This is a genomic window from Helicobacter sp. 12S02232-10 (genome assembly GCF_002272895.1).
Taxonomy (GTDB): Bacteria; Campylobacterota; Campylobacteria; order Campylobacterales; family Helicobacteraceae; genus Helicobacter_J.
Genome location: NZ_MLAQ01000002.1, coordinates 16,241 through 35,494 on the forward strand (window position 1 = coordinate 16,241; position 19,254 = coordinate 35,494).

Here is a 19,254-nt window from a genome sequence, read left to right on the forward strand (position 1 = left end):
CTTCTTGTGGCTTAAATGCTCTTTAAGTATCTTTCTAATATTTTACAAGCTGCTAAAGAATCTAATTTTCCGTTTTTACAAGCTTGTCTTCTAGATTTTTTTCCCATATAAAGAATATCTTCAAACGCCTCAATACTTGAATAATCCTCATTGACATAAACAATTTTTCCTTGAAATTTTACAAGTCCCATAAAATGCCTAATACGATGATACATTGGCGTCAAATTTTCATCTTGGGCACTAGGTAGTCCCACCGCAAGAATGGAAGCCTTTTTCAACTCCAAAAAATTTGAAAGCTCTTGGGCGGCTTGGTGGCGATTTTTACGAATGATGGGTTCCATTGGCAAGACAACCCCGCCAATATAGCCCGCCAAACCGATTCTTTTAAGCCCTACATCGCACGCCACAATCATAATACAACCTTTAAAAATCCATTTTCTCTCACAATTTTCCCCTCAAGCTCATATTCTAAAACCAAATCTCCATACATCAAATAAGCCTCCTCAAAAGTAGGCATATTGGCACAAAATCTCAAGAATTCATCGTTATTTTTTTCTTGTTTGCCAAAAATTTGCCCCACAAAGACATCTATATCATAAATAGCTTGCGCTAATGCATTCTGAAGCAAAAAATTCGTTCCCTTGCTCTCATCAAGACGCTGGGGCAAAACAAAAATAGGCTTATTGCATTCTATAGCGATTTTGGCACTTTGCATTGAACCGCTGTTTAAATCTGCGTGGGGAATGATGACTAAATCGCTTAAAGCAATCACAAGTCGGTTACGCTGTATGAAGGAATAATTTTTTGGAGGGTAATTTTTTTCATATTCACTCAAAATCAATCCTTGTTGGGCTATTTGAGAGATAACAGCAGCATTTGAAACAGGATAAATCATATCTAGACTTGTCGGAGAAACCATAATCGTATTGGGAAGTGCCGCATTTTGTGCAATGATATCCACTCCCAATGCACCCCCGCTCACTACAATGCCTTGATTTTGAGAAATTTTTTTGGCTAAAGCAAAAGTAAAGTTTTTGGTATAAGGGCTTGGGCGCCTAGTCCCTATGATAGCAATTTTAAAATGCGCCTCTAAAAGATTGGGATTGCCGGTATAATAGAGCTGTTTGGGGATATTTTTAAGGGCATTGAAAGACGATGGAAGAGGATATAAAGGCGAAAAAACAAAATCACTTTTCATATGTTTTTTTCACCGAATCAAAAATATCTTTGATATAAACAAGTTCTACTTTGTCAAAAAGCGTTTTCTTTGCAATTTCAAGTGCTTCAAAAGTCTCTTTATGTGGATGACAAATTGCAATGACATAGCCCTTTTTCTTCGCCATAGCAATTGCTTTTTTGATTTGCAAAAGAATATCTTGCACATTTAAAACATTATCTAAAAATATTTGTCTTGAAAGTAAAGGTTTATGCATTTGTGCATAAATTTCAGGGGCTTTGGTCTCAATGGTTGTTCGAGAATCTACAAAAACAATGTCGTATTTTTCCAAAACTTCTATGAAATTTTTCATATCTTCATAACTTGCACTAAATTTGCTGCCAGTATGGTTATTGATAAAAGCCAATCTTGGAAAATCTCTTTTGATTTCAGAAATATAATTTTCAATCTCTTCTTTACTCTGACCTGTCTTAATCCATTTGTGGGGGCTTTGATAAAAATGTAGTGCTTCCAAAGGCAAATGAACCATATAAAACTTTTCTTTCGCTGCCATTTTTGGGGTGAGTTCATTATCATTATTATAAGGAAAAAAGGAAGGCGTGATCTTAAGCTTGAGATGATGTAACAATTTGAGTTGCCAAGTGTAGGCCATATCATCCATAATGATTCCCAATTTTGGTTTTTTAGATAATTTTTTTGGTTTAGGAGTTGGAATTTTACGGACTTTTCGCTCCGCTTGTAGGGATGTATTTTGGGAATCTTTTAAAATCAAAGGTGGGTTTGAAGCATTTTCTTCTAACTTTTTAGGAAAAATCGTTTCTGCTTCAGGTTTCAAGATTTTAGAGTTTATTGTTTCAGAGCGTTTGTGAAGGGACTCTTTTGCGTGAGAATGAGTATAAATCCAATAGCCGCTAAAAATTCCAAAAACAAAGCAAATAAACAATAATGAAATAAAAACTGCGTTTTTTTTCATTATTTGCCTAAAATAATCTCGACCTCTAATGTATCGATATTTTGATTGGAATCAGCTTTGATATCAATTTTTGAAGCGTGGGTATATTTTTGTACCACTTCCAAAATCTCTCGTTTCATATCTTCCATATAAGGGAGCTTCACACTCCTTTCGTGGGCTAAAACAATTTTAAGTCTATCTTTGGCAGCTTTTGCACTCCCATCATTGCCAAACCATTTTGCAAGCAAATTCATTGGAACAACCTTTTAAAAGCTCCTAAAAAACCGCTTTGCGATTTTAACTCGGGAAAAGCGACCTCCTCTCCCAACACGCGCTTCACGATTCTCTTATAAGCTTCTCCGCTTGGACTTTTACCATAAATCACAGGTTCGCCCGAATTGGTTGCTGAAACAACCTTATTATCTTCAGGAACAAGACCGATAAGAGGAAGAGCAAGGATATTTAAAACATCTTCATTTGAAAGCATTTCGCCTTTTTCTACCAATTCAGGCTTCAAACGATTGATAATAATATGTTTTTGGACTTCAGAACCATTTTTAGCCTTATCTGATTTTGCATCAATAATACCAATCACCCTATCGCTATCGCGTACCGAACTCACTTCAGGAGTCACAATCACAAGGGCACGATCCGCCCAAAAAATTGCGTGCTCAAACCCCCCTTCAATGCCAGCAGGGGAATCAAGTAAAATATAATCAAATTCCTTTTTCAAATTTTCTATAAGGGTTTTAACCTTTTGTTTATCTAAAACGTTTTTGTCTTTGCTTTGAGAAGCTGGGAGAAAATAAAGATTTTTTGTTTTCTTATCATTGATTAGAGCTTGAGAAAGATTGCATTTTCCCTCCATCACATCCACCACATCATATACGATGCGATTTTCCAATCCCAAAATCATATCCAAATTTCGCAGACCGATATCAAAATCTACGGCCACAACTTTCTTACCACTTTGGGCCAAACCTACGGCGATATTGGCTGTCGCCGTGCTTTTTCCAACCCCGCCTTTGCCCGAAGTTATCGTAATTACCTCAGCCATTGCTATCCTTAATTCTTGCTTTTATCTACAAGCCTATTTACGCCGATCCAAGGCATCATTGCCCGCAAACGTTCGCCTACTTTCTCAACCTTATGTTCGCTCAAATTTTTTCTTTCGGCATTCATTCTGGCATAACCGGCTTTTCTTTCTAAAATAAAATCTTTAGCAAATTTTCCATCTTGAATATCTTTCAAGATTCTTTTCATTGCCTTTTTAGATTCTTCTCCAATCACTCTAGGACCACTGACCATATCCCCATATTCTGCAGTATTTGAGATTGAATAACGCATATCAGCTAATCCTCCTTGATAGATCAAATCTACAATCAGCTTTAATTCGTGCAAACATTCAAAATAAGCCATCTCTTCGGGATAACCCGCTTCGATAAGCGTTTCAAATCCTGCTTTTACAAGCGCGCTCACACCCCCGCATAAAACCGCTTGTTCGCCAAAAAGATCGGTTTCGGTTTCATCTTTAAAAGTGGTTTCAATAATCCCACTTCTTCCACCACCAATCGCACTCGCATAACTTAAAGCAATTTCTTTAGCATCCCCTTTTTCAGTATCTTGCTCCACTGCAATCAGATCAGGAATCCCCCCACCATTGACAAACTCGCTCCTAACGGTATGTCCAGGAGCTTTTGGTGCGATCATAATCACGCCTACGCCATTTGGAGCCTTGATCTGTCCGAAATGAATATTAAACCCGTGTCCAAAAGCAATGATCTTATCTTTCTTTAAACTGGGGGCGATATCTCTTTCAAAAACATCAGCCTGAAGTTCATCAGGGATAAGAATCATAATCACATCAGCCCACTCTGTAGCTTGAGAAACTTCAAGCACCTTAAAGTTTTTGGCTTCTGCCTTACCCCAACTTTTACCGCCTTTATAAAGCCCAATAACAACTTCAACACCACTATCCCTAAGATTCTCCGCGTGAGCGTGTCCTTGAGAACCAAAACCTATGATGGCCACTTTTTTCTTTTGGATCAAAGCCAAATTGCAATCTTTGTCATAATAAACTTTTAACGCCATATCTTATCCTTCTTAATTTTTGAAATAAATTCTACGATTATATGTTAAGAAAACTTAGCAGTTACTTTTAAAGCAAATTTTTGCCTCTATTTTGTGATAAAAAGGATTTATGATGTGTGCTATAATCATAACAACTTGGCAAACAAAGGCATAAAATGCAAAATAATAATCAGTTCGGGCAGGAATTAGATTTCATTTATAACGTTATGGTCGGCATACTTAAAGAACTCAATCCTGAAGTGATGGAACTTTTCTTAAGCCTGCGTCAAGAGCTTCTTTTTGAAGAAAAATCTCAAGATAAAATCAAATCAATCCTACAAGAAATCACCATTTCAGATAAAACTCTTGAAGTCATAAAAGCTTTTTCGCTTTATAATATTTTACTCAACATCGTCGAAGAACGCCATCATCTCGATAAACAAGCCCCACTTCTTGCGATTAAAAAAGCTTATGATGAGTTGATTGCAGAAGGATTTAGCAAACAAGACATCAATAAAATTTTAGGAACAATGCAATTTTATCCCGTTTTTACTGCCCACCCCACAGAATCTAGAAGACGTACATTTTTGGAAGCCCATCACGAAATTAGCGATGATCTTTGCAAAATTTTTGAGCTCAAAGATGAAGAAGCAAAAGAACATCTCAAATACCGCCTTAGGCTTTTGTGGCAAAGCCATCTTGTCAGAAGCGAAAAACTTGAGGTTCTCTTTGAGCTTGATAATCTTTTATACATTGTTGAGAGCTCCATTTTAACAAGTAGTCAAAAAGTATTGGACTTCATTCAAAACCTTCTCCAAAAACCTTTAGAAATCTCTCCTATTCAACTTGGCAGTTGGATAGGCGGGGATAGAGATGGAAACCCTTTTGTTACCAATGAACTGATGACGCGGGTAATGCGCACGCAACACGAACTTATCATCAAAATCTATTTGCAAAAAATAAAAAGGCTTGAAAGAGAGCTTTCCATATCTACGGATTTTCTCCCTATCAATCAAGAGTTGGAACGTTCGCTTGAAGAAGAAAAAAATGAGCTTGAAGAAACTAGTCTTAAACTTTATGGGAGAGAGCCATTTAGGGCAAAACTCCACTTGATGGGAAAAAAGCTCAAAAATCGTCTGATTGCCATCAATTCTCCAACGAATATTGATTTTATCTATCGCCATCCCAAAGAATTGCTTTCTGATATCGACTTGCTTATACGCAATTTAGACTCTTTGGGTTCTAAATACCTCAAAGAATTTAGAAACCTTGTTTTGCTTGGCGGGTTTCACTTAATGCGATTGGATTTTAGAGAGCATAGAGATATGTTTCTTAATGCCATCAGCGAAGTTTTTTGTCTGTTAGGAATCTCTGATAGCGATTTTGGAACCTTTAGAGAAGAGAAAAAAATTGAGATTTTAAACACAGCTCTTGAGAAGCCAAAAATTAATCTTGAAACCATTATTGATAAAGTCAGTAAAGATACTCAAAATATTTTAGAAGCGTTTTTGAGAATCGATTGGGCAAAAAAATATATATCTGAAGAGATTATCCAATCTTTTATCATCTCTATGACCACAGAGGCAAGCGATATGCTTTGCGTGCTTTGGTTTGCTAAACAAAGCAATCTATGGAAGCCTAGCAAAGACAAGACAACTCCAGACAAAAAAATCCGCGCTAAAATACGAATCACGCCATTGTTTGAAACTATCGATGACTTGCAGAGGGCAAAAGATATCATCAATATTTTAAGTCAGAACAAACATTATGCCCATTATCTCTATGATCTGAAAATGACCCAAGAAATTATGATCGGTTATTCTGATTCAAGTAAAGACGGAGGTATTTTTACAAGTAATTACAGCCTTTATCAGGCAATCTTTGAGTTGATGAAATTGGGAGAAGAATTGGAAATCGGGTTTGTTCTTTTTCACGGCAGAGGGGGAAGCGTGAGTCGTGGTGGAGGGACTTTGGAGTCTGCCTTGCTCGCCTCCCCGCCCAAAAGCGTACTTGGAATGCTCAAGACAACTGAACAAGGAGAAGTTATCAGTTCCAAATATCTCAATCCCAAAAGCGCAGAATTCAATCTTTCAAGCACGATGGGTGCTTTGTTGAAAAAATCCACTTATGACAGCTTTTGCTCTGGAGAACTGCCAAATATCAAAACAAGCAAAAATATCTGCCATATCGACACACTTCAATGGCAAATAATGCGTGAAATTTCTCAAGCTTCCTACAAGGCCTACCGAAAACTGGTGTATCAAACCGCAGGCTTTATGGATTATTTTAAACTTGCTACCCCCATCAACTTCATCCGACAACTCAATCTTGGCTCACGCCCAAGCAAACGCAAAGATACTTCAAAAGTTGAAGATTTAAGAGCCATTCCGTGGGTTTTTGCTTGGACACAAAATCGTAGCATTATTCCTGCGTGGTATGGTGTGGGAAGCGGATTGGAATCGATTGCTAATAAAGAGGAGCTTCAATTATGTTATCAAGAATCTGAATTTTTCAAAACCACTCTAGATAATATTTCACAAGCTCTCCTAAAGGTTGATATCACGATTGCACAACGCTATAATAAATTTGTAACCAATCAAGATTCTCGCGAACATATCTGGGAAATGATTAAAACCGAATATGATAAAACAATGCGTCTGATACTCTATGTGCGTCAAGAAAAAGAATTGCTTGAAAACGATTCCAAACTTAGAGACTCCATCTTGCTTAGAAAACCTTATGTCACTGCACTTAATCTTTTGCAAATAGAGCTTATCAAAAAATATAATCTCTCAAACTATCAAGACCAAAAAAACAGACTGATGGAACAAATCCACAGCACAATTGTCGGCATTGCTCAAGGAATGAGGAACACGGGATAGACTCCTTTGCATTGCTCCAACGTATTGGGCGTGTGGATTTAATAATTCTTGAAATCAGGCTCTTTAAGTGGTTTATTGGGAAAAATGGTTTAAAATTAAATACAAAATCATAAGGAGTTTTAAATGTTTCACGAATATAGAGAGGAAATTTCACAACTAAAAATCAAAAATGCGCATTTTGAAAAAATCTTTGAAGAGCACAACGAATTGGATCAAAAAATAATCAACGCTGAAAAAGGTATTGCTGCAGCCACAGATTTAGAAATCGATCAGATGAAAAAGCTTAAGCTTAAGCTTAAAGATGAGGTCTATGCAATGATTATGGAATATCGTAAAAACAATCAATGATTCTTAAGGGTTATTTTCAAAACTCTTAAAATATTTCAATACAAATTCTTTTTCAATCGCATAAAGCTCATAGCGAATATTTTTAAAATTTTCGCTATCTCCAAAAACTTTCAGTTCTTCATATTTAAGATACTCCTCTAAAACTCTTGAGCTTTCCTGCGAGCGCTTAAAATTGGCTGTTATAATTTGATAAATTCCATCGCGACAAGTTTCTGATAAAGTAGTTTTTTTCAAAACATCAGAAAATGTATTTCTACTATCTAAAAGAGAGATTGAAGCGTTTAAAATAGCTTGATGTCTTAAATTTTTAAGTCTAGAAGCAATATCTTTATCATTTTGAAGATACCGAGCGGCATCTTCAACAACTCTAATACCTTCTTTGAGGCGATTCAAGTTAGCATCCAAAATCCTTTGGGCACTAAAATATTTATTCGTCTTTTCCACCAAAAAGACCAATAAGCTGCAAGATAGAAATAAATATATTCAAGAAGTCTAAATACAAGCTGACAGCTGCATCAACGGGGCTTTCATACAAACCGCGAACCATATTTTGAGTGTCATAAGCCACAAAGACGCTAAATAATATTGCACTCACACCTGCAATCACAGCCTGAAAAACAGGAGATCCCAAAAAGATATTTACCAAAGAACAAACTAAAACAACGATCAATGCAATAAAAAGCATTTTTCCCATATTTGCTAAATCAGATTTTGTCTTAAGAGCAAAAATACTCATAATGCCAAAAATAATCGTCGTCATTCCCAATGCCTGCCAAATAGCTCCGGCACCAGCTTTTGCTATCACAAATCCTAATAAAGGAACAAGTGTAACCCCTGATAAAGAAGCAAAAATAAACAACATTGCAATATTCAATCCAGGCTTGCTTTTTGAAAACATCAATCCAAAAAATGCAGCAATCTCAGCAATAAAAAATACCCAACGATATTGTAAAACTATTTCAAAATAATGAAAGCCTATCAAAGCTCCTATTGTAGCCAATAATAAGCTACCGGCAAAAAACTTGTAAGTTGTTTTTACAAAGCTCACCAATGCAGTTTCGCTAAGAGCATTATGATAACTCTGGGCTTTTTCGTTCATATAATTTCTATCATATAATCCCATCTTAACCCCTTAAATTTAAAGATTTCAGGCTAGAATGATACATTGTTTATGTCAAGAAATTGTAAATTTAAGTAAATAGCTTTTTATCCAACCTTGAGATAAAATAACGTTATCGTTTTTTATATGCCTCAAAGGATATGGGTATGTCAAAATTAAAAATTGCCATCAACGGCTTTGGAAGACTTGGTCGAAGTATCGCAAGGGTTATTGCTAGCAGAGATGATGTCGAACTTGTGGGGGTCAATGATAGCAGCGATTGGGAAATACTTGCTTATCTTCTTGAGCACGACAGCACTCACGGGCATTTCCCAAAACCTGTGAGCTATCAAGAAAAACAGCTATTTATAGACTCTAAACCAATCAAAACGTTTTCTCAAACAAACCCTTCCGATCTTGACTTTTCAATCTGTGGGGCTGATGTGGTCATCGAATCTTCAGGAAAATTTCTTACTCAAAAAGAAGTGAGCCATCATATTCAAAAAGGTATCAAAAAAGTCATATTTTCTGCACCGACTAATGATGAGGAAACCCCCACTTTTGTTATGGGAGTCAATGAGCACCTTTATAACAATCAAAAAATTGTTTCCAACGCTTCTTGCACTACCAATTGTTTAGCACCCATCTGCCAAATTATCAATCAAGAATTTGGCATAGAAGCAGGTATTTTAACCACTATCCACAGCTATACCAACGATCAAAATTTACTTGACTCTGCGCATAAAAATGATAAAAGACGATCGCGAGCTGCTGCACTCAATATAATCCCCACAACAACAGGGGCTGCCAAATCAATTTATAAGGTTCTTCCTGATCTCAAGGGAAGACTACACGGGCATAGCGTCAGAGTTCCTATTATAGATGTTTCAATGGTTGATTTAAATTTACAACTCAACCAAAATGTTTCCGCCCAAAAAATCAATGACGCTCTTTATGAAGCCTCTAAAAATCGGCTAAAGGGGATTTTGGGGATTGATGAAAAATATGGCGTAAGCACTGATTTTTTAAATGATCCTAGAAGCAGTATTGTCGCTAAAGACTTGACTTTCAGCGTTGGCAAAATGACAAAAATAATGGCTTGGTATGATAATGAATGGGGATACTCAAACAGGATTATTGATTTGGCGATATTTATATCCCGTTAGGTCAAAATCCAAAGTTTATCTTTTATAAAATATAAAACTCTGTCTATATCTCTTATATCTGACTTTCAGGAAAAATTTTGGAAAGAAAATTAATCATCCTGACAAACAATGTCGTATCTGGAGAATGTTTTTCATAAAGCACTCTGCCATCTTCAATCCCCTCCCAAATAACCTTATTATTTTTTAAAATAAGATGCCAAGCTTTTTGCATATCTATTTGCATTATTTTTTTTGTTTCCTTTGCAAACTCTTCATTATCAAATACTGCCACAACTTCTGTGTTGATAGATTCAGAACGCGGATCAAGATTGAAGCTACCCACCCAAGTGATCTTATCATCAAAAACAATTGTTTTGCTATGTAAAGATGCTCCTGAACTTAACTTCCCCTTAATCTTTACTTTTCCCTCATTGCGTTTGTATTCATAGACATTTGCTCCAAGCTTGACCAAGTCATCACGATATCTTTCCCACGCACCATAAACCACCAAAGCATCTGTCGAAGATAGAGAATTTGTCAAAATATTAATGTCAATTCCTCTATCAAGAGCTGCTTGAAGATATTTCATTCCTTTTTTTCCTGGAACAAAATATGCTGAAGAAATATAAATGGAATCTAAGGTTTTCTCCCAAATCTTTTTTAAAGCTTGCGTCAGAGGATGTTCTATGTCTTCTTCTATTTTCTCAGGCGGATCAGCAATCAAATTCGCATACCCCCAATAAACAATATTTTCACAATTTTTATATCGAGATATAAAGCTTTGGATTGCGTGATGATAAATCTCCCAATCTTTTGGAGAGCCCTCAATTTTAGTGATATATTTGGAATAATTTTTGAGGTATTTTTTCATCTTGGACTTTGAGGGCAGCAATGAAGCTGGAATCGAACGATGAAAATTCCAATACTTCTCAAAACTCTCCCTTGCTTCTTGAGCAACCTTTCCTAAGAAAAAAACATCCGTATCAGAAAAATTGACGTTAAGATTATTATCAAAATAATTATCAGCAATATTTCTACCCCCGATAATAAGCGCAATACCATCGGCAATAAAAAGCTTATTGTGCATACGTTTATTGATTCTTCTAAAATCATAAACCATTTCGGGATATCTGAAAAATCTGATTCTGTTTTTATAAGGATTGAAAATTTTGACACTAATATTGGGATGATTATCTAAAGCAATCACATCAGAAAAATCAGAATCAAGTCCGTTATCATCGACTAAAATTCTAATTTTCACACCCCGATTTGCAGCCTCCCACAACTCGTGCATCAAAACGCGTGAAGCAACATCATTTTTATAAATATAGGTTTGAATATCAATGCTTTTTTGAGCCATTTTTGCCAAACTGGCACGATGTAAAAGTGCATAAGAACCATCTGTGATGATCATTGCCCCACTTTTATCGGGAGAATGCTTTAACTCATCGGCATAAACTTTCCCGATCTCTGTTTCCAAAGGATCAAATCTTTGAATAAACACTCCCTCAGGAAGCTTTTCTTTAGAGATATCTTTTGTAGAAGCAATAATGGATGAACACCCGCTCAACACAAAAAGTATTCCAAAAAACATTATGGCTACATTGGTCTCTGTCAGCATTCCCTACCTGTAAAAATTCAATATTTTAATTTTACATTTTTTCAATTAACTCCAAGACAGGAGTGCTGCATAAAACACAATGGACAATTATTTTTTGCATCCCACTGAAAGCATTTTTCGCCTTAAATAAGCAATCTTAGTCTGCAAAGGCAATTCTTTTGGGCAAGTGTCGTGACAAGCAATCAAACTCATACATCCAAAAACCCCATCATCATTTCCGATAAGTTCATAAAAATCATCATCGCTTCTTTTATCGTGAGGGTCAATCATAAACCTAACCGCACGATTCATTCCTGCTGCACCGATAAAATCTTCTCTCATAAGCTTTGTCGCACAACTTGCGATACAACACCCACACTCAATACATCTTTCAAGCTCAAAAACCTCTTGTGCAACATCAGGATCAATCTTTTCTTCGGGCTTGGAAATATCAATGGTTTCATTGGTATGAATCCAGCTCTCAACCCTTTTTGTCATACCCGCAAACCATTCTCCAGTATTGACACTTAAATCTTTGATCAATTTAAAAGCAGGCAAAGGCATTAAAGTGATAATTCCCTCAGGGAAGCTTTTTGTAAGCGTTTTGCAAGCCAATCTCGGACGACCATTGATCATCATTGCACAACTTCCACAGATTCCAGCTCGACACACAAAATCAAAACTCAAATCCGGATCTTGATTTTCTCTGATCATATTCAACGCAATAAAAATCGTCATCGAATGCGTTTCTTCCAACTTATATTCTCTAAAATGAGGTTTAGAAACCGCACTTTGCGGATCAAATTTCAAAACCCTAATAGTGATGGTTCTTCCTTGTTTATCTTGAGCGCTCATTTTTTATCTCCTAATCGTTGGTTTTTGGCCTTATATTTGGGTACCAAATCAAATGGCATTAAAGCTTCTTGAAGTTCATATCTGTCCCCACCTCTAGCCTGAATCTCTTCGGTAATTTTACGAATTTGCTCATCTCTTTGCTCTTTTAAGGGATGGGGAATAAAGTTGCCTTTAGCACCATAGCCCCTAAAATCAGGTGTTATTTCCATTTGCATAATATCTAAATCTTCATATTCCAAAGTCGGCAATGTTTGATCTGGATTTGACCAAGAAGCTAAAGTTCTTTTAAGCCAATTGGCATCATCACGCTTTGGATAATCAATTCTTGTATGCGCCCCTCTAGACTCTGTTCGATCAAGTGCTCCTTTAGCGACACAAAGAGCAATCTTTAACATTCTTGGAACTCTGTAGGCATCTTCAAGTTCAGGATTGTTATGCATTTTTTTATTTTTGACATTAATATTTTTAGAACGTTTGTAAAGCTCTTCAAGCTCTTTTACAGCTTCTTCCAACAAATCCCCGTTGCGAAATACTCCAACCTTTTCATCCATAATAATCTTCATTCTGTTTTTGATTTCATAAACGTCTTCACTGCCGCTGTTATTTAACAAAGAAGCTAAGTATTTTTCTTCTTTTTCAATGAAAGATTGAATGGTTTTGGTTTGAATATCTACATTTGCATCCGCACAATGTTGAGCAAAATAATCTCCGATAATCATCCCAGCAACCACAGCCTCACTTACAGAATTTCCTCCCAATCTGTTAAACCCGTGCAAATCCCAACAAGAAGCCTCTCCTGCACAAAAAAGACCTTTTAAATGAGTTTCGCCCTTATAGTTTGTCCTCACACCACCCATCGAATAATGCTGCATAGGCTTGATAGGAACCCAACCCTTACTACCCTCATCTGCTGGATCAATACCGGCAAAAGTTTTTGCAATATCTTGGACATCTCTGAGGTTTCGCTCAATATGCGCTCTCCCAAGAATCGAAATATCCAACCAAACGTGCTCTCCATAAGGCGATTTAACCCCTTTTCCACTCTTGATATGTTCCAAAATTCTTCTAGAGACAACATCACGGCTTGCAAGCTCTTTTTTCTCTGGTTCATAATCGGGCATAAATCGGTACCCATCCTTATCCCTAAGAACCCCGCCATCGCCTCTACAACCTTCTGTCATCAATATGCCGCTAGGAACCAAACAAGTTGGGTGAAATTGTACTGCCTCCATATTTCCAAGCTTAGCAATCCCTGTTTCCATCGCAATAGCTGCCCCAACACCATCGCAAATCACGGCATTTGTAGTATGTGCATAAACACGTCCATAACCACCGGTTGCCAAAAGAGTTCCTTTTGAAATATAAGCTGAAATCTCACCTGTAATCAAATCCCTGACCACAGCTCCATAGCACCTGCCATCCTCATAGATAATAGCAACAGCTTCTTTTCGATCGCGAATATCCACCCCATTTTTATAAGCCTCATTAGCAACTGAATACAGCATCGAATGCCCTGTAGCATCGGCTGTAAAGCAAGTTCGCCATTTTTTTGTTCCTCCAAAATCTCTCGATTGGATATAGCCGTGTCTTTCGGCATCTTCTGTAATGGTGACGTGTTCGCCATTGATAACTGCGGGGCGATCTCCTTCTTTAATCCTTGTCCAAGGCACCCCAAATCCTGCCAATTCTCTAATGGCTTTGGGCGCAGTTGTTACAAACATCCTTGCAACATTTTGATCACAACCCCAATCGCTTCCCTTGACAGTATCCATAAAATGGAGATCCTCATTATCGCCCTCACTCATCTTTCCATTTCCCAAGCTTGCCTGCATTCCTCCTTGAGCAGCTGCAGAGTGGCTTCTTCTAACTGGAACCAAACTCAAAACGATCACGCTTAAACCTCTTTGTTTTGCAGCAACTGCAGCTCTAAGTCCTGCCAATCCTCCACCAATAATCAACGAATCGCAATATGTTACTTTCATTTATTCTCCCTTGCCATATAGTTGTGTATCAATATGTTTATAATTAATACTTGAATCCGTTTGGGTGAGACCCTTTTTAACATAAGCGCCATAAGTCAAAAGACCCAAAACAATAAAAAATACGCTCATAAACCATTTAATTCGTCTGAGATTGCTAATCCCTAGTTTTTCAAACCAACCCCATTTGATACACAATCTATAAAGCCCTATAGATCCGTGAAGTTCTACAGCAAAAAGCAAAAAGATATATAGAATCCAAAAATGTTCGCTTACAAATCGATATGCCGAGCCGTTTGGTCCAATTGTATCGGGTTGGGTCAGCATTACAAATAAATGCACGCTTGCTAAGAAAAACATAGCAAATCCTGTAGCTGCCTGCACAAACCACAAGTTTGTATCGCTGTGCTTCATCAAATGCTTATGGGTTTTTAACACGATAAACTGCCTATAGTTGATCGGGAATTTTCTCATTGCCAAAAATGCGTGTGCTACCAACACGATAATAACAACCACTGCCACCCCACTCACAATAGCAGGTTCGCCAGCCTTAAACAGAAAGCTCCCTTCAAAAAACTTAGCAACCTTATACATTGCCTCATCACTGATAAGTATGCTTGATACCAAAAACATATGAGCTATCATAAAAATAGCCAAAAATAATCCCGTAGCACTTTGCCAAAAATCAAGCTTGGCAGGCACTTTACTCTTTCTGCGTTCGGGGGTTATGCCCAAATAACTTTCGATGATTTTATCTTGTTGCATTTATTTCTCCTGATTGTATTTGTAAATTTAAGCCTTCAAAAATAAGCAGTCCTTCCAAAAAATTAAAAAATCCCTTTTGTTGCCACATTTGCATTTTCCTTTTTATCAGCCAATTACAAGACCAAAGTTTTGAATTGCTTATACAAAAGAAAACTTTGCAAGATGTTTTATAGAGGTAGCGGCGCTGTAATAAGAGTTCATAAGATATTTTGGGAAGCAAACGTCTTGAAATGCTAAAATGAATAATACCGACAATTAGAGGCTTCAGACAAGACGACATTGAGGAAACGTTTGCTCGCATTCAATCTCCTAAACCTTTTAAGCAGCTAATCATAATTATAAGACAAATACAGTTAAAAAATCTCTTAAAATTTCTAATTTATTAAGAAAAAATCTCTAATAGGTAAATTGATGATACTTTTTGTAAATCTTATCAAATAATTGCTACAATATCTTTATCTTTAAAATCTAAAAATTCAAAAGTATCTGGAGACAAAAATATTAATGCAAAAAATTATCGCAGCAAATTTTAAAGCAAATCACACTAGAGAAACCACAAAAAAATACCTTCAAAAACTTGATTCTGAATTAAAAAATTCAAACACAAACCAAATTTATATCTTTCCTTCTCTAGCAAGTTTATGCCCCAATCATTTCACATCTTTAAAAATAGGCGCACAAAACGCATATCCTACTTATAAAGGTGCTTTTACTGGGGAAATAGGTCTTGAAGCCTTAGAAGAATTTGATATCAAAACAATCCTTATCGGGCATAGCGAAAGAAGAAATATCTTGAATGAAACGCAAGAATTTTGTGCTAAAAAATTTACATTTTTCGCCGAAAAAGACTTTGAAATCATTTACTGCATCGGTGAAAATATTTCCATCAGAGAAAAAGGGTTACGTGAAGTAGAAAATTTTATCAAAACCCAATTTGAAGGCATTGATTTAGGCTATAAAAAACTTATTCTCGCCTATGAACCCATATGGGCAATAGGAACAGGCATAAGTGCGACAATTGAACAAATCAAAAAAACCCATTCAATCATTAAAAATTTTTCAAAATCCCCGTTACTTTATGGCGGAAGTGTCAATCCGAAAAATTCGAGCGAAATTCTGAGTCTTCCTGAGGTTGATGGGGTTCTTGTAGGAAATGCTTCACTTGATGTAGAAAGCTTTTATCAAATCAGTCAAGGAAATAAATGATATTCAAAGGCAAAAGACTTGATAAAAGCAACAATAAAAAGGAGTGAAAATGAAACTTTCTGAAATGCTTCAATCCATAGGTTTGGATATTCTTTTAAAAAAAGACTTTGAAGTTTCTAGTTTGGCTCCGCTTGAAAAAGCAGGTCAAAATGATGTCAGCTACATAGATCAAAGCAAATATTTAAAAGACCTTATTTTTTCTAATGCAGGTGCAGTGCTTATTAGAGAAAAAGATGCACAAGCAGTGCCTGAACATATTGAACCTATCATTGTTTCAAACCCACATTTAATTTTTGCAAAACTTTCCAAATTTTTTATCCAGCCCCAGTTTTCACTTGCATCATCTCAAAATGAGATAAAAACACATCTGCAAACCGATCAAGAGTTGGATGTGGGCAAAGATACCGTGATTATGCCCAACGTATTCTTGGGCAATCGAGTAAAAATTGGCAACAATTGTCTCTTAATGCCCGGAGTGGTCATAGGAGACGATACTCTTATCGGGGATAATTGTAAAATATTCCCAAACGTCGTTATTTATAAAAATACGCAAATCGGAAACAACGTATCTATCCACGCAGGCACAATAATCGGTAGCGATGGCTTTGGATACGCTCATACACAGACAGGCGAACACATCAAGATAGAACATAATGGATCAGTGGTTATTGAAGATGATGTTGAAATCGGTGCAAACAATACGATTGATCGGGCTGTATTTGGTGAAACTAGAATCAAAAAAGGGACAAAAATCGACAATCTTGTCCAAATTGCTCATAATTGCGTTGTTGGAGAACATTCTTTATTAGTTTCTCAAGTCGGATTAGCAGGCTCAACCACAACCGGACGCAATGTAGTAATGGGCGGTCAGGCAGGAACAGGAGGGCACATCCATATAGGGGATTTTACCCAAATAGCAGGACGAGGAGCTGTCGGAAAAAATCTTCCACCCCATACAAAATGGGGCGGGCATCCTTTGATGGAATTAGATGAATGGATGAAGTTTTTTGTCACCCTCAGAAGAATGGTTAAAAAGAAAAATCCATAAATTCGATTCTTTTAATCAGAAATTCATCTGATATACCCCAGCATATCAAAAACGATACGCTATATGAACGCTATAGGTCGCATTTCCTTTTGTGTCAAAATCCATATCGGGTGTGATCATCAGTTTATCAGGTTTGTATTTACTTGTAAAAAGCCAAGCAAATCCCCAACCAATCGCACTTCCTACAAGAACCTGCCAAACAGAGTGTTTTTTGGCATAAACCCTAGAGGCATCTGTTAGCAAAGCCAATACGACAACAGGAATAGCAGGTTTCCAACCATAACGATAAAACACAAATCCTGCCGCACTAAAAGCCCCACCGGCGTGACCGCTTGGCATTCCTTTATAGTCCTCACAACAAGGGCGTTTAGCAAAAGCAATATTATGCCCATTCTTATGGGCGGCATAAAATCCCCATTTAACTCCTTCTATAACCCCTTGAGTAACCAAACTTCCCAAAGCCAACTCACCAAAACCGCGATAATCTTCCATTCCCAAAGAAACCACTCCCACAAAGACTGGAAGCAACCTAAAAACATCTCCGAATTTTTCAAAATCACTTTTTGCGATTGCACTCGTGCTCCAAGCACTCCAAACAATCATTCCAATCAAAATCATTTTTCTCATCAAACTCCTTTATTATTTCAAAACCCCATCGCGCATAAAAACATATTAACTCATCCTCTCTCTTTAGAAAAGGATGAAAACTTAAGAAAATTGCGCGCAAAAAATCAAGCTTGTATTGTGTGCAACTTTTACTGTATATTCTATGAAAAAACCATTAAAATCAGTGCAAGATTATTTTTTTAACTATTCCTTACACATTTATCAAATATTTGATTTTATGCCTTAAGGTTAATGGTGTTTATATTGATTATTAGAAATATGAAAATCCAAATCCCTCTAAAGGAGATAAAATGATTATCGGTTGTCCAAAGGAAATCAAAGATCACGAGTTTCGAGTCGGATTAACTCCATCAAATGTCCATACCTTCAGTGAAGCTGGGTGTAAGGTCTATATAGAAAAAGGTGCGGGCGAAGCCATCAATTTTTATGATGAGGATTATAAAAATGCCGGAGCAATCATTGCAGATAAAGAAGAGCTTTTTGAAAAAAGCGAGATGATCATCAAAGTCAAAGAGCCTGTTAAAGAAGAATACGATCTCTTTAAAGAAAAACAGGTTTTATATACTTATTTGCATTTAGCAAATGACAAAGAACTTACCGAAATGCTTTTGAAAAAAAAGATTTTTTCCATTGCTTATGAAACCATTAGAAAAGGGAAACTTTTGCCTTGTTTAGCCCCTATGAGTTCGATTGCAGGCAGGCTCTCAATCATTGAAGGGGCAAAATACCTAGAAAAAACCTATGGAGGCAATGGCACATTTATCGGTGGGGCACCTGGAACCCGTAAAGGAAAGGTTTTGATTTTAGGTGGTGGGAATGTCGGCTTTAATGCAGCCCAAATGGCATTAGGACTAGGAGCAGAAGTCATCATAGCAGATATTGACCTTGCCCGTCTTGAATACATTGATCAGGTCTTTCACTCCAAAATCACGACACTTTATAGCGATAGCGGCAATATCAAAGAATGGATTCGGGACTGCGATATTTTGATCGGTTCAGTCTTGATTCCAGGAAGCAAAGCACCCAAACTTATCCGAAAAGAACACTTAAAATTGATGAAAAAAGGGGCAGTCATTGTGGATGTAGCTATCGATCAAGGCGGTTGTATAGAGACTTCACACCCCACTACACATACCGATCCAATTTATATCATTGATGGAATTGTGCATTACTCTGTAGCCAATATGCCCGGAGCCGTAGCAAAAACATCGACTATAGCCCTTACCAACACTACAGTGCCTTATGGACTAAAAATTGCTACTTTGGGCGCTAAAGAAGCTTGCTTGCAAATTCCTGAATTGACTGAAGGACTCAATACCATTGATGGCAAAATCACTTATAAAGGAATCGCCCAAGCATTTGGTGCGGATTATTTTGATCCCATAGCAACACTTCAAGCTTACCAATAATCCTCTTAAATCCCAAATGCATACCCATTCCTTTACTTCTTGATTTAAATCCTTGTAAAAAAGCAAGGGTTTGAATCAAGTTTTCATAAAAA

19 protein-coding genes are annotated in these 19,254 nt (G+C 36.8%); 6 read left to right on the plus strand and 13 right to left on the minus strand.

Features of this window, described 5'->3' with window-relative positions:
* Positions 1-11 precede the first annotated feature (11 nt).
* From ruvX to ilvC, 6 genes are read right to left on the minus strand one after another with little or no spacing between them, the layout of a single operon-like run.
* Positions 12-413, minus strand: a complete 402-nt coding sequence (gene ruvX, locus BKH41_RS01625) for a Holliday junction resolvase RuvX (protein ID WP_095296692.1) — start codon at positions 411-413, stop codon at positions 12-14.
* Complete coding sequence (gene dprA / locus BKH41_RS01630; RefSeq protein ID WP_095296693.1) at positions 410-1,198, minus strand: DNA-processing protein DprA; 789 nt, start codon at positions 1,196-1,198, stop codon at positions 410-412. The genes ruvX and dprA overlap by 4 nt, the downstream gene beginning before the upstream one ends.
* Entirely contained in the window at positions 1,188-2,150 is a 963-nt protein-coding gene (locus BKH41_RS01635; protein WP_095296694.1) for a divergent polysaccharide deacetylase family protein, read from the minus strand. Before BKH41_RS01635 ends, dprA begins: the two co-directional genes overlap by 11 nt.
* A complete protein-coding gene (gene minE, locus BKH41_RS01640) occupies positions 2,150-2,383 on the minus strand; it encodes a cell division topological specificity factor MinE (protein ID WP_095296695.1) in 234 nt (77 codons plus the stop codon). Before minE ends, BKH41_RS01635 begins: the two co-directional genes overlap by 1 nt.
* Positions 2,380-3,186 carry a septum site-determining protein MinD gene (gene minD / locus BKH41_RS01645; protein ID WP_095296696.1) on the minus strand — a complete coding sequence of 269 codons (807 nt, stop codon included), beginning with the start codon at positions 3,184-3,186 and terminating at the stop codon, positions 2,380-2,382. Before minD ends, minE begins: the two co-directional genes overlap by 4 nt.
* 8 nt (positions 3,187-3,194) lie before the next feature.
* Positions 3,195-4,220, minus strand: coding sequence for a ketol-acid reductoisomerase (gene ilvC, locus BKH41_RS01650; protein ID WP_095296697.1), 1,026 nt, complete (start codon positions 4,218-4,220; stop codon positions 3,195-3,197).
* A 155-nt stretch (positions 4,221-4,375) separates the two neighbouring features.
* Between ilvC and BKH41_RS01655 the strand changes: the two genes are divergently transcribed.
* Together BKH41_RS01655 and BKH41_RS01660 are read left to right on the plus strand one after the other, a co-directional pair.
* Positions 4,376-7,081 (plus strand): phosphoenolpyruvate carboxylase, encoded by a 2,706-nt coding sequence (locus tag BKH41_RS01655; protein WP_095296698.1) that lies wholly within the window; start codon positions 4,376-4,378, stop codon positions 7,079-7,081.
* 123 nt (positions 7,082-7,204) lie between these two features.
* Entirely contained in the window at positions 7,205-7,429 is a 225-nt protein-coding gene (locus BKH41_RS01660; protein ID WP_095296699.1) for a YdcH family protein, read from the plus strand.
* 3 nt (positions 7,430-7,432) lie between these two features.
* Here the strand turns inward: BKH41_RS01660 and BKH41_RS01665 are convergent, their stop codons facing one another.
* A complete protein-coding gene (locus BKH41_RS01665; protein ID WP_095296700.1) occupies positions 7,433-7,873 on the minus strand; it encodes a thiamine-phosphate pyrophosphorylase in 441 nt (146 codons plus the stop codon).
* The gene (locus BKH41_RS01670) at positions 7,857-8,552 is read right to left on the minus strand and encodes a Bax inhibitor-1/YccA family protein (RefSeq protein ID WP_095296701.1); all 696 of its coding nucleotides are present in this window, start codon (positions 8,550-8,552) and stop codon (positions 7,857-7,859) included. Before BKH41_RS01670 ends, BKH41_RS01665 begins: the two co-directional genes overlap by 17 nt.
* 143 nt (positions 8,553-8,695) lie before the next feature.
* Between BKH41_RS01670 and gap the strand changes: the two genes are divergently transcribed.
* A complete protein-coding gene (gene gap / locus BKH41_RS01675; protein WP_095296702.1) occupies positions 8,696-9,694 on the plus strand; it encodes a type I glyceraldehyde-3-phosphate dehydrogenase in 999 nt (332 codons plus the stop codon).
* Positions 9,695-9,746: 52 nt separating this feature from the next.
* On the opposite strand, the gene BKH41_RS01680 is transcribed toward gap, so the two are convergent.
* The 4 genes from BKH41_RS01680 to BKH41_RS01695 all read right to left on the minus strand — a co-directional run bounded on the left by BKH41_RS01680 (position 9,747) and on the right by BKH41_RS01695 (position 14,872).
* Entirely contained in the window at positions 9,747-11,294 is a 1,548-nt protein-coding gene (locus tag BKH41_RS01680) for a phospholipase D family protein (protein ID WP_095296703.1), read from the minus strand.
* 87 nt (positions 11,295-11,381) lie between these two features.
* Positions 11,382-12,128, minus strand: coding sequence for a fumarate reductase iron-sulfur subunit (locus BKH41_RS01685; RefSeq protein ID WP_095296704.1), 747 nt, complete (start codon positions 12,126-12,128; stop codon positions 11,382-11,384).
* Positions 12,125-14,110, minus strand: a complete 1,986-nt coding sequence (locus BKH41_RS01690; RefSeq protein WP_095296705.1) for a fumarate reductase flavoprotein subunit — start codon at positions 14,108-14,110, stop codon at positions 12,125-12,127. The genes BKH41_RS01685 and BKH41_RS01690 overlap by 4 nt, the downstream gene beginning before the upstream one ends.
* Positions 14,111-14,872, minus strand: coding sequence for a fumarate reductase cytochrome b subunit (locus BKH41_RS01695; protein WP_095296706.1), 762 nt, complete (start codon positions 14,870-14,872; stop codon positions 14,111-14,113). It lies immediately after the preceding gene.
* 504 nt (positions 14,873-15,376) lie between these two features.
* Here BKH41_RS01695 and BKH41_RS01700 point away from each other — a divergent pair.
* Positions 15,377-16,078: a triose-phosphate isomerase gene (locus BKH41_RS01700; protein WP_095296707.1), complete on the plus strand. Its 702-nt coding sequence runs from the start codon at positions 15,377-15,379 to the stop codon at positions 16,076-16,078.
* 49 nt (positions 16,079-16,127) lie between these two features.
* Positions 16,128-17,126, plus strand: a complete 999-nt coding sequence (gene lpxD / locus BKH41_RS01705; RefSeq protein ID WP_095296708.1) for a UDP-3-O-(3-hydroxymyristoyl)glucosamine N-acyltransferase — start codon at positions 16,128-16,130, stop codon at positions 17,124-17,126.
* A 45-nt stretch (positions 17,127-17,171) separates the two neighbouring features.
* Here the strand turns inward: lpxD and BKH41_RS01710 are convergent, their stop codons facing one another.
* A complete protein-coding gene (locus BKH41_RS01710) occupies positions 17,172-17,729 on the minus strand; it encodes a phosphatase PAP2 family protein (RefSeq protein WP_275542221.1) in 558 nt (185 codons plus the stop codon).
* A 314-nt stretch (positions 17,730-18,043) separates the two neighbouring features.
* Between BKH41_RS01710 and ald the strand changes: the two genes are divergently transcribed.
* Positions 18,044-19,162 (plus strand): alanine dehydrogenase, encoded by a 1,119-nt coding sequence (gene ald, locus BKH41_RS01715; RefSeq protein WP_095296710.1) that lies wholly within the window; start codon positions 18,044-18,046, stop codon positions 19,160-19,162.
* Positions 19,163-19,254 lie beyond the last annotated feature (92 nt).

What these genes read in the sequence shown, in the direction of transcription:
- ald (WP_095296710.1), top strand. Translation starts at nt 18,044, where the DNA reads ATGATTATCGGTTGTCCAAAGGAAATCAAAGATCACGAGTTTCGAGTC.
- BKH41_RS01710 (WP_275542221.1), bottom strand. Translation starts at nt 17,729, where the DNA reads ATGATTGTTTGGAGTGCTTGGAGCACGAGTGCAATCGCAAAAAGTGAT.
- BKH41_RS01660 (WP_095296699.1), top strand. Translation starts at nt 7,205, where the DNA reads ATGTTTCACGAATATAGAGAGGAAATTTCACAACTAAAAATCAAAAAT.
- BKH41_RS01680 (WP_095296703.1), bottom strand. Translation starts at nt 11,294, where the DNA reads ATGCTGACAGAGACCAATGTAGCCATAATGTTTTTTGGAATACTTTTT.
- BKH41_RS01700 (WP_095296707.1), top strand. Translation starts at nt 15,377, where the DNA reads ATGCAAAAAATTATCGCAGCAAATTTTAAAGCAAATCACACTAGAGAA.
- BKH41_RS01670 (WP_095296701.1), bottom strand. Translation starts at nt 8,552, where the DNA reads ATGGGATTATATGATAGAAATTATATGAACGAAAAAGCCCAGAGTTAT.
- minE (WP_095296695.1), bottom strand. Translation starts at nt 2,383, where the DNA reads ATGAATTTGCTTGCAAAATGGTTTGGCAATGATGGGAGTGCAAAAGCT.
- lpxD (WP_095296708.1), top strand. Translation starts at nt 16,128, where the DNA reads ATGAAACTTTCTGAAATGCTTCAATCCATAGGTTTGGATATTCTTTTA.
- BKH41_RS01685 (WP_095296704.1), bottom strand. Translation starts at nt 12,128, where the DNA reads ATGAGCGCTCAAGATAAACAAGGAAGAACCATCACTATTAGGGTTTTG.
- minD (WP_095296696.1), bottom strand. Translation starts at nt 3,186, where the DNA reads ATGGCTGAGGTAATTACGATAACTTCGGGCAAAGGCGGGGTTGGAAAA.
- dprA (WP_095296693.1), bottom strand. Translation starts at nt 1,198, where the DNA reads ATGAAAAGTGATTTTGTTTTTTCGCCTTTATATCCTCTTCCATCGTCT.
- BKH41_RS01695 (WP_095296706.1), bottom strand. Translation starts at nt 14,872, where the DNA reads ATGCAACAAGATAAAATCATCGAAAGTTATTTGGGCATAACCCCCGAA.
- BKH41_RS01690 (WP_095296705.1), bottom strand. Translation starts at nt 14,110, where the DNA reads ATGAAAGTAACATATTGCGATTCGTTGATTATTGGTGGAGGATTGGCA.
- gap (WP_095296702.1), top strand. Translation starts at nt 8,696, where the DNA reads ATGTCAAAATTAAAAATTGCCATCAACGGCTTTGGAAGACTTGGTCGA.
- BKH41_RS01655 (WP_095296698.1), top strand. Translation starts at nt 4,376, where the DNA reads ATGCAAAATAATAATCAGTTCGGGCAGGAATTAGATTTCATTTATAAC.
- BKH41_RS01635 (WP_095296694.1), bottom strand. Translation starts at nt 2,150, where the DNA reads ATGAAAAAAAACGCAGTTTTTATTTCATTATTGTTTATTTGCTTTGTT.
- ilvC (WP_095296697.1), bottom strand. Translation starts at nt 4,220, where the DNA reads ATGGCGTTAAAAGTTTATTATGACAAAGATTGCAATTTGGCTTTGATC.
- ruvX (WP_095296692.1), bottom strand. Translation starts at nt 413, where the DNA reads ATGATTGTGGCGTGCGATGTAGGGCTTAAAAGAATCGGTTTGGCGGGC.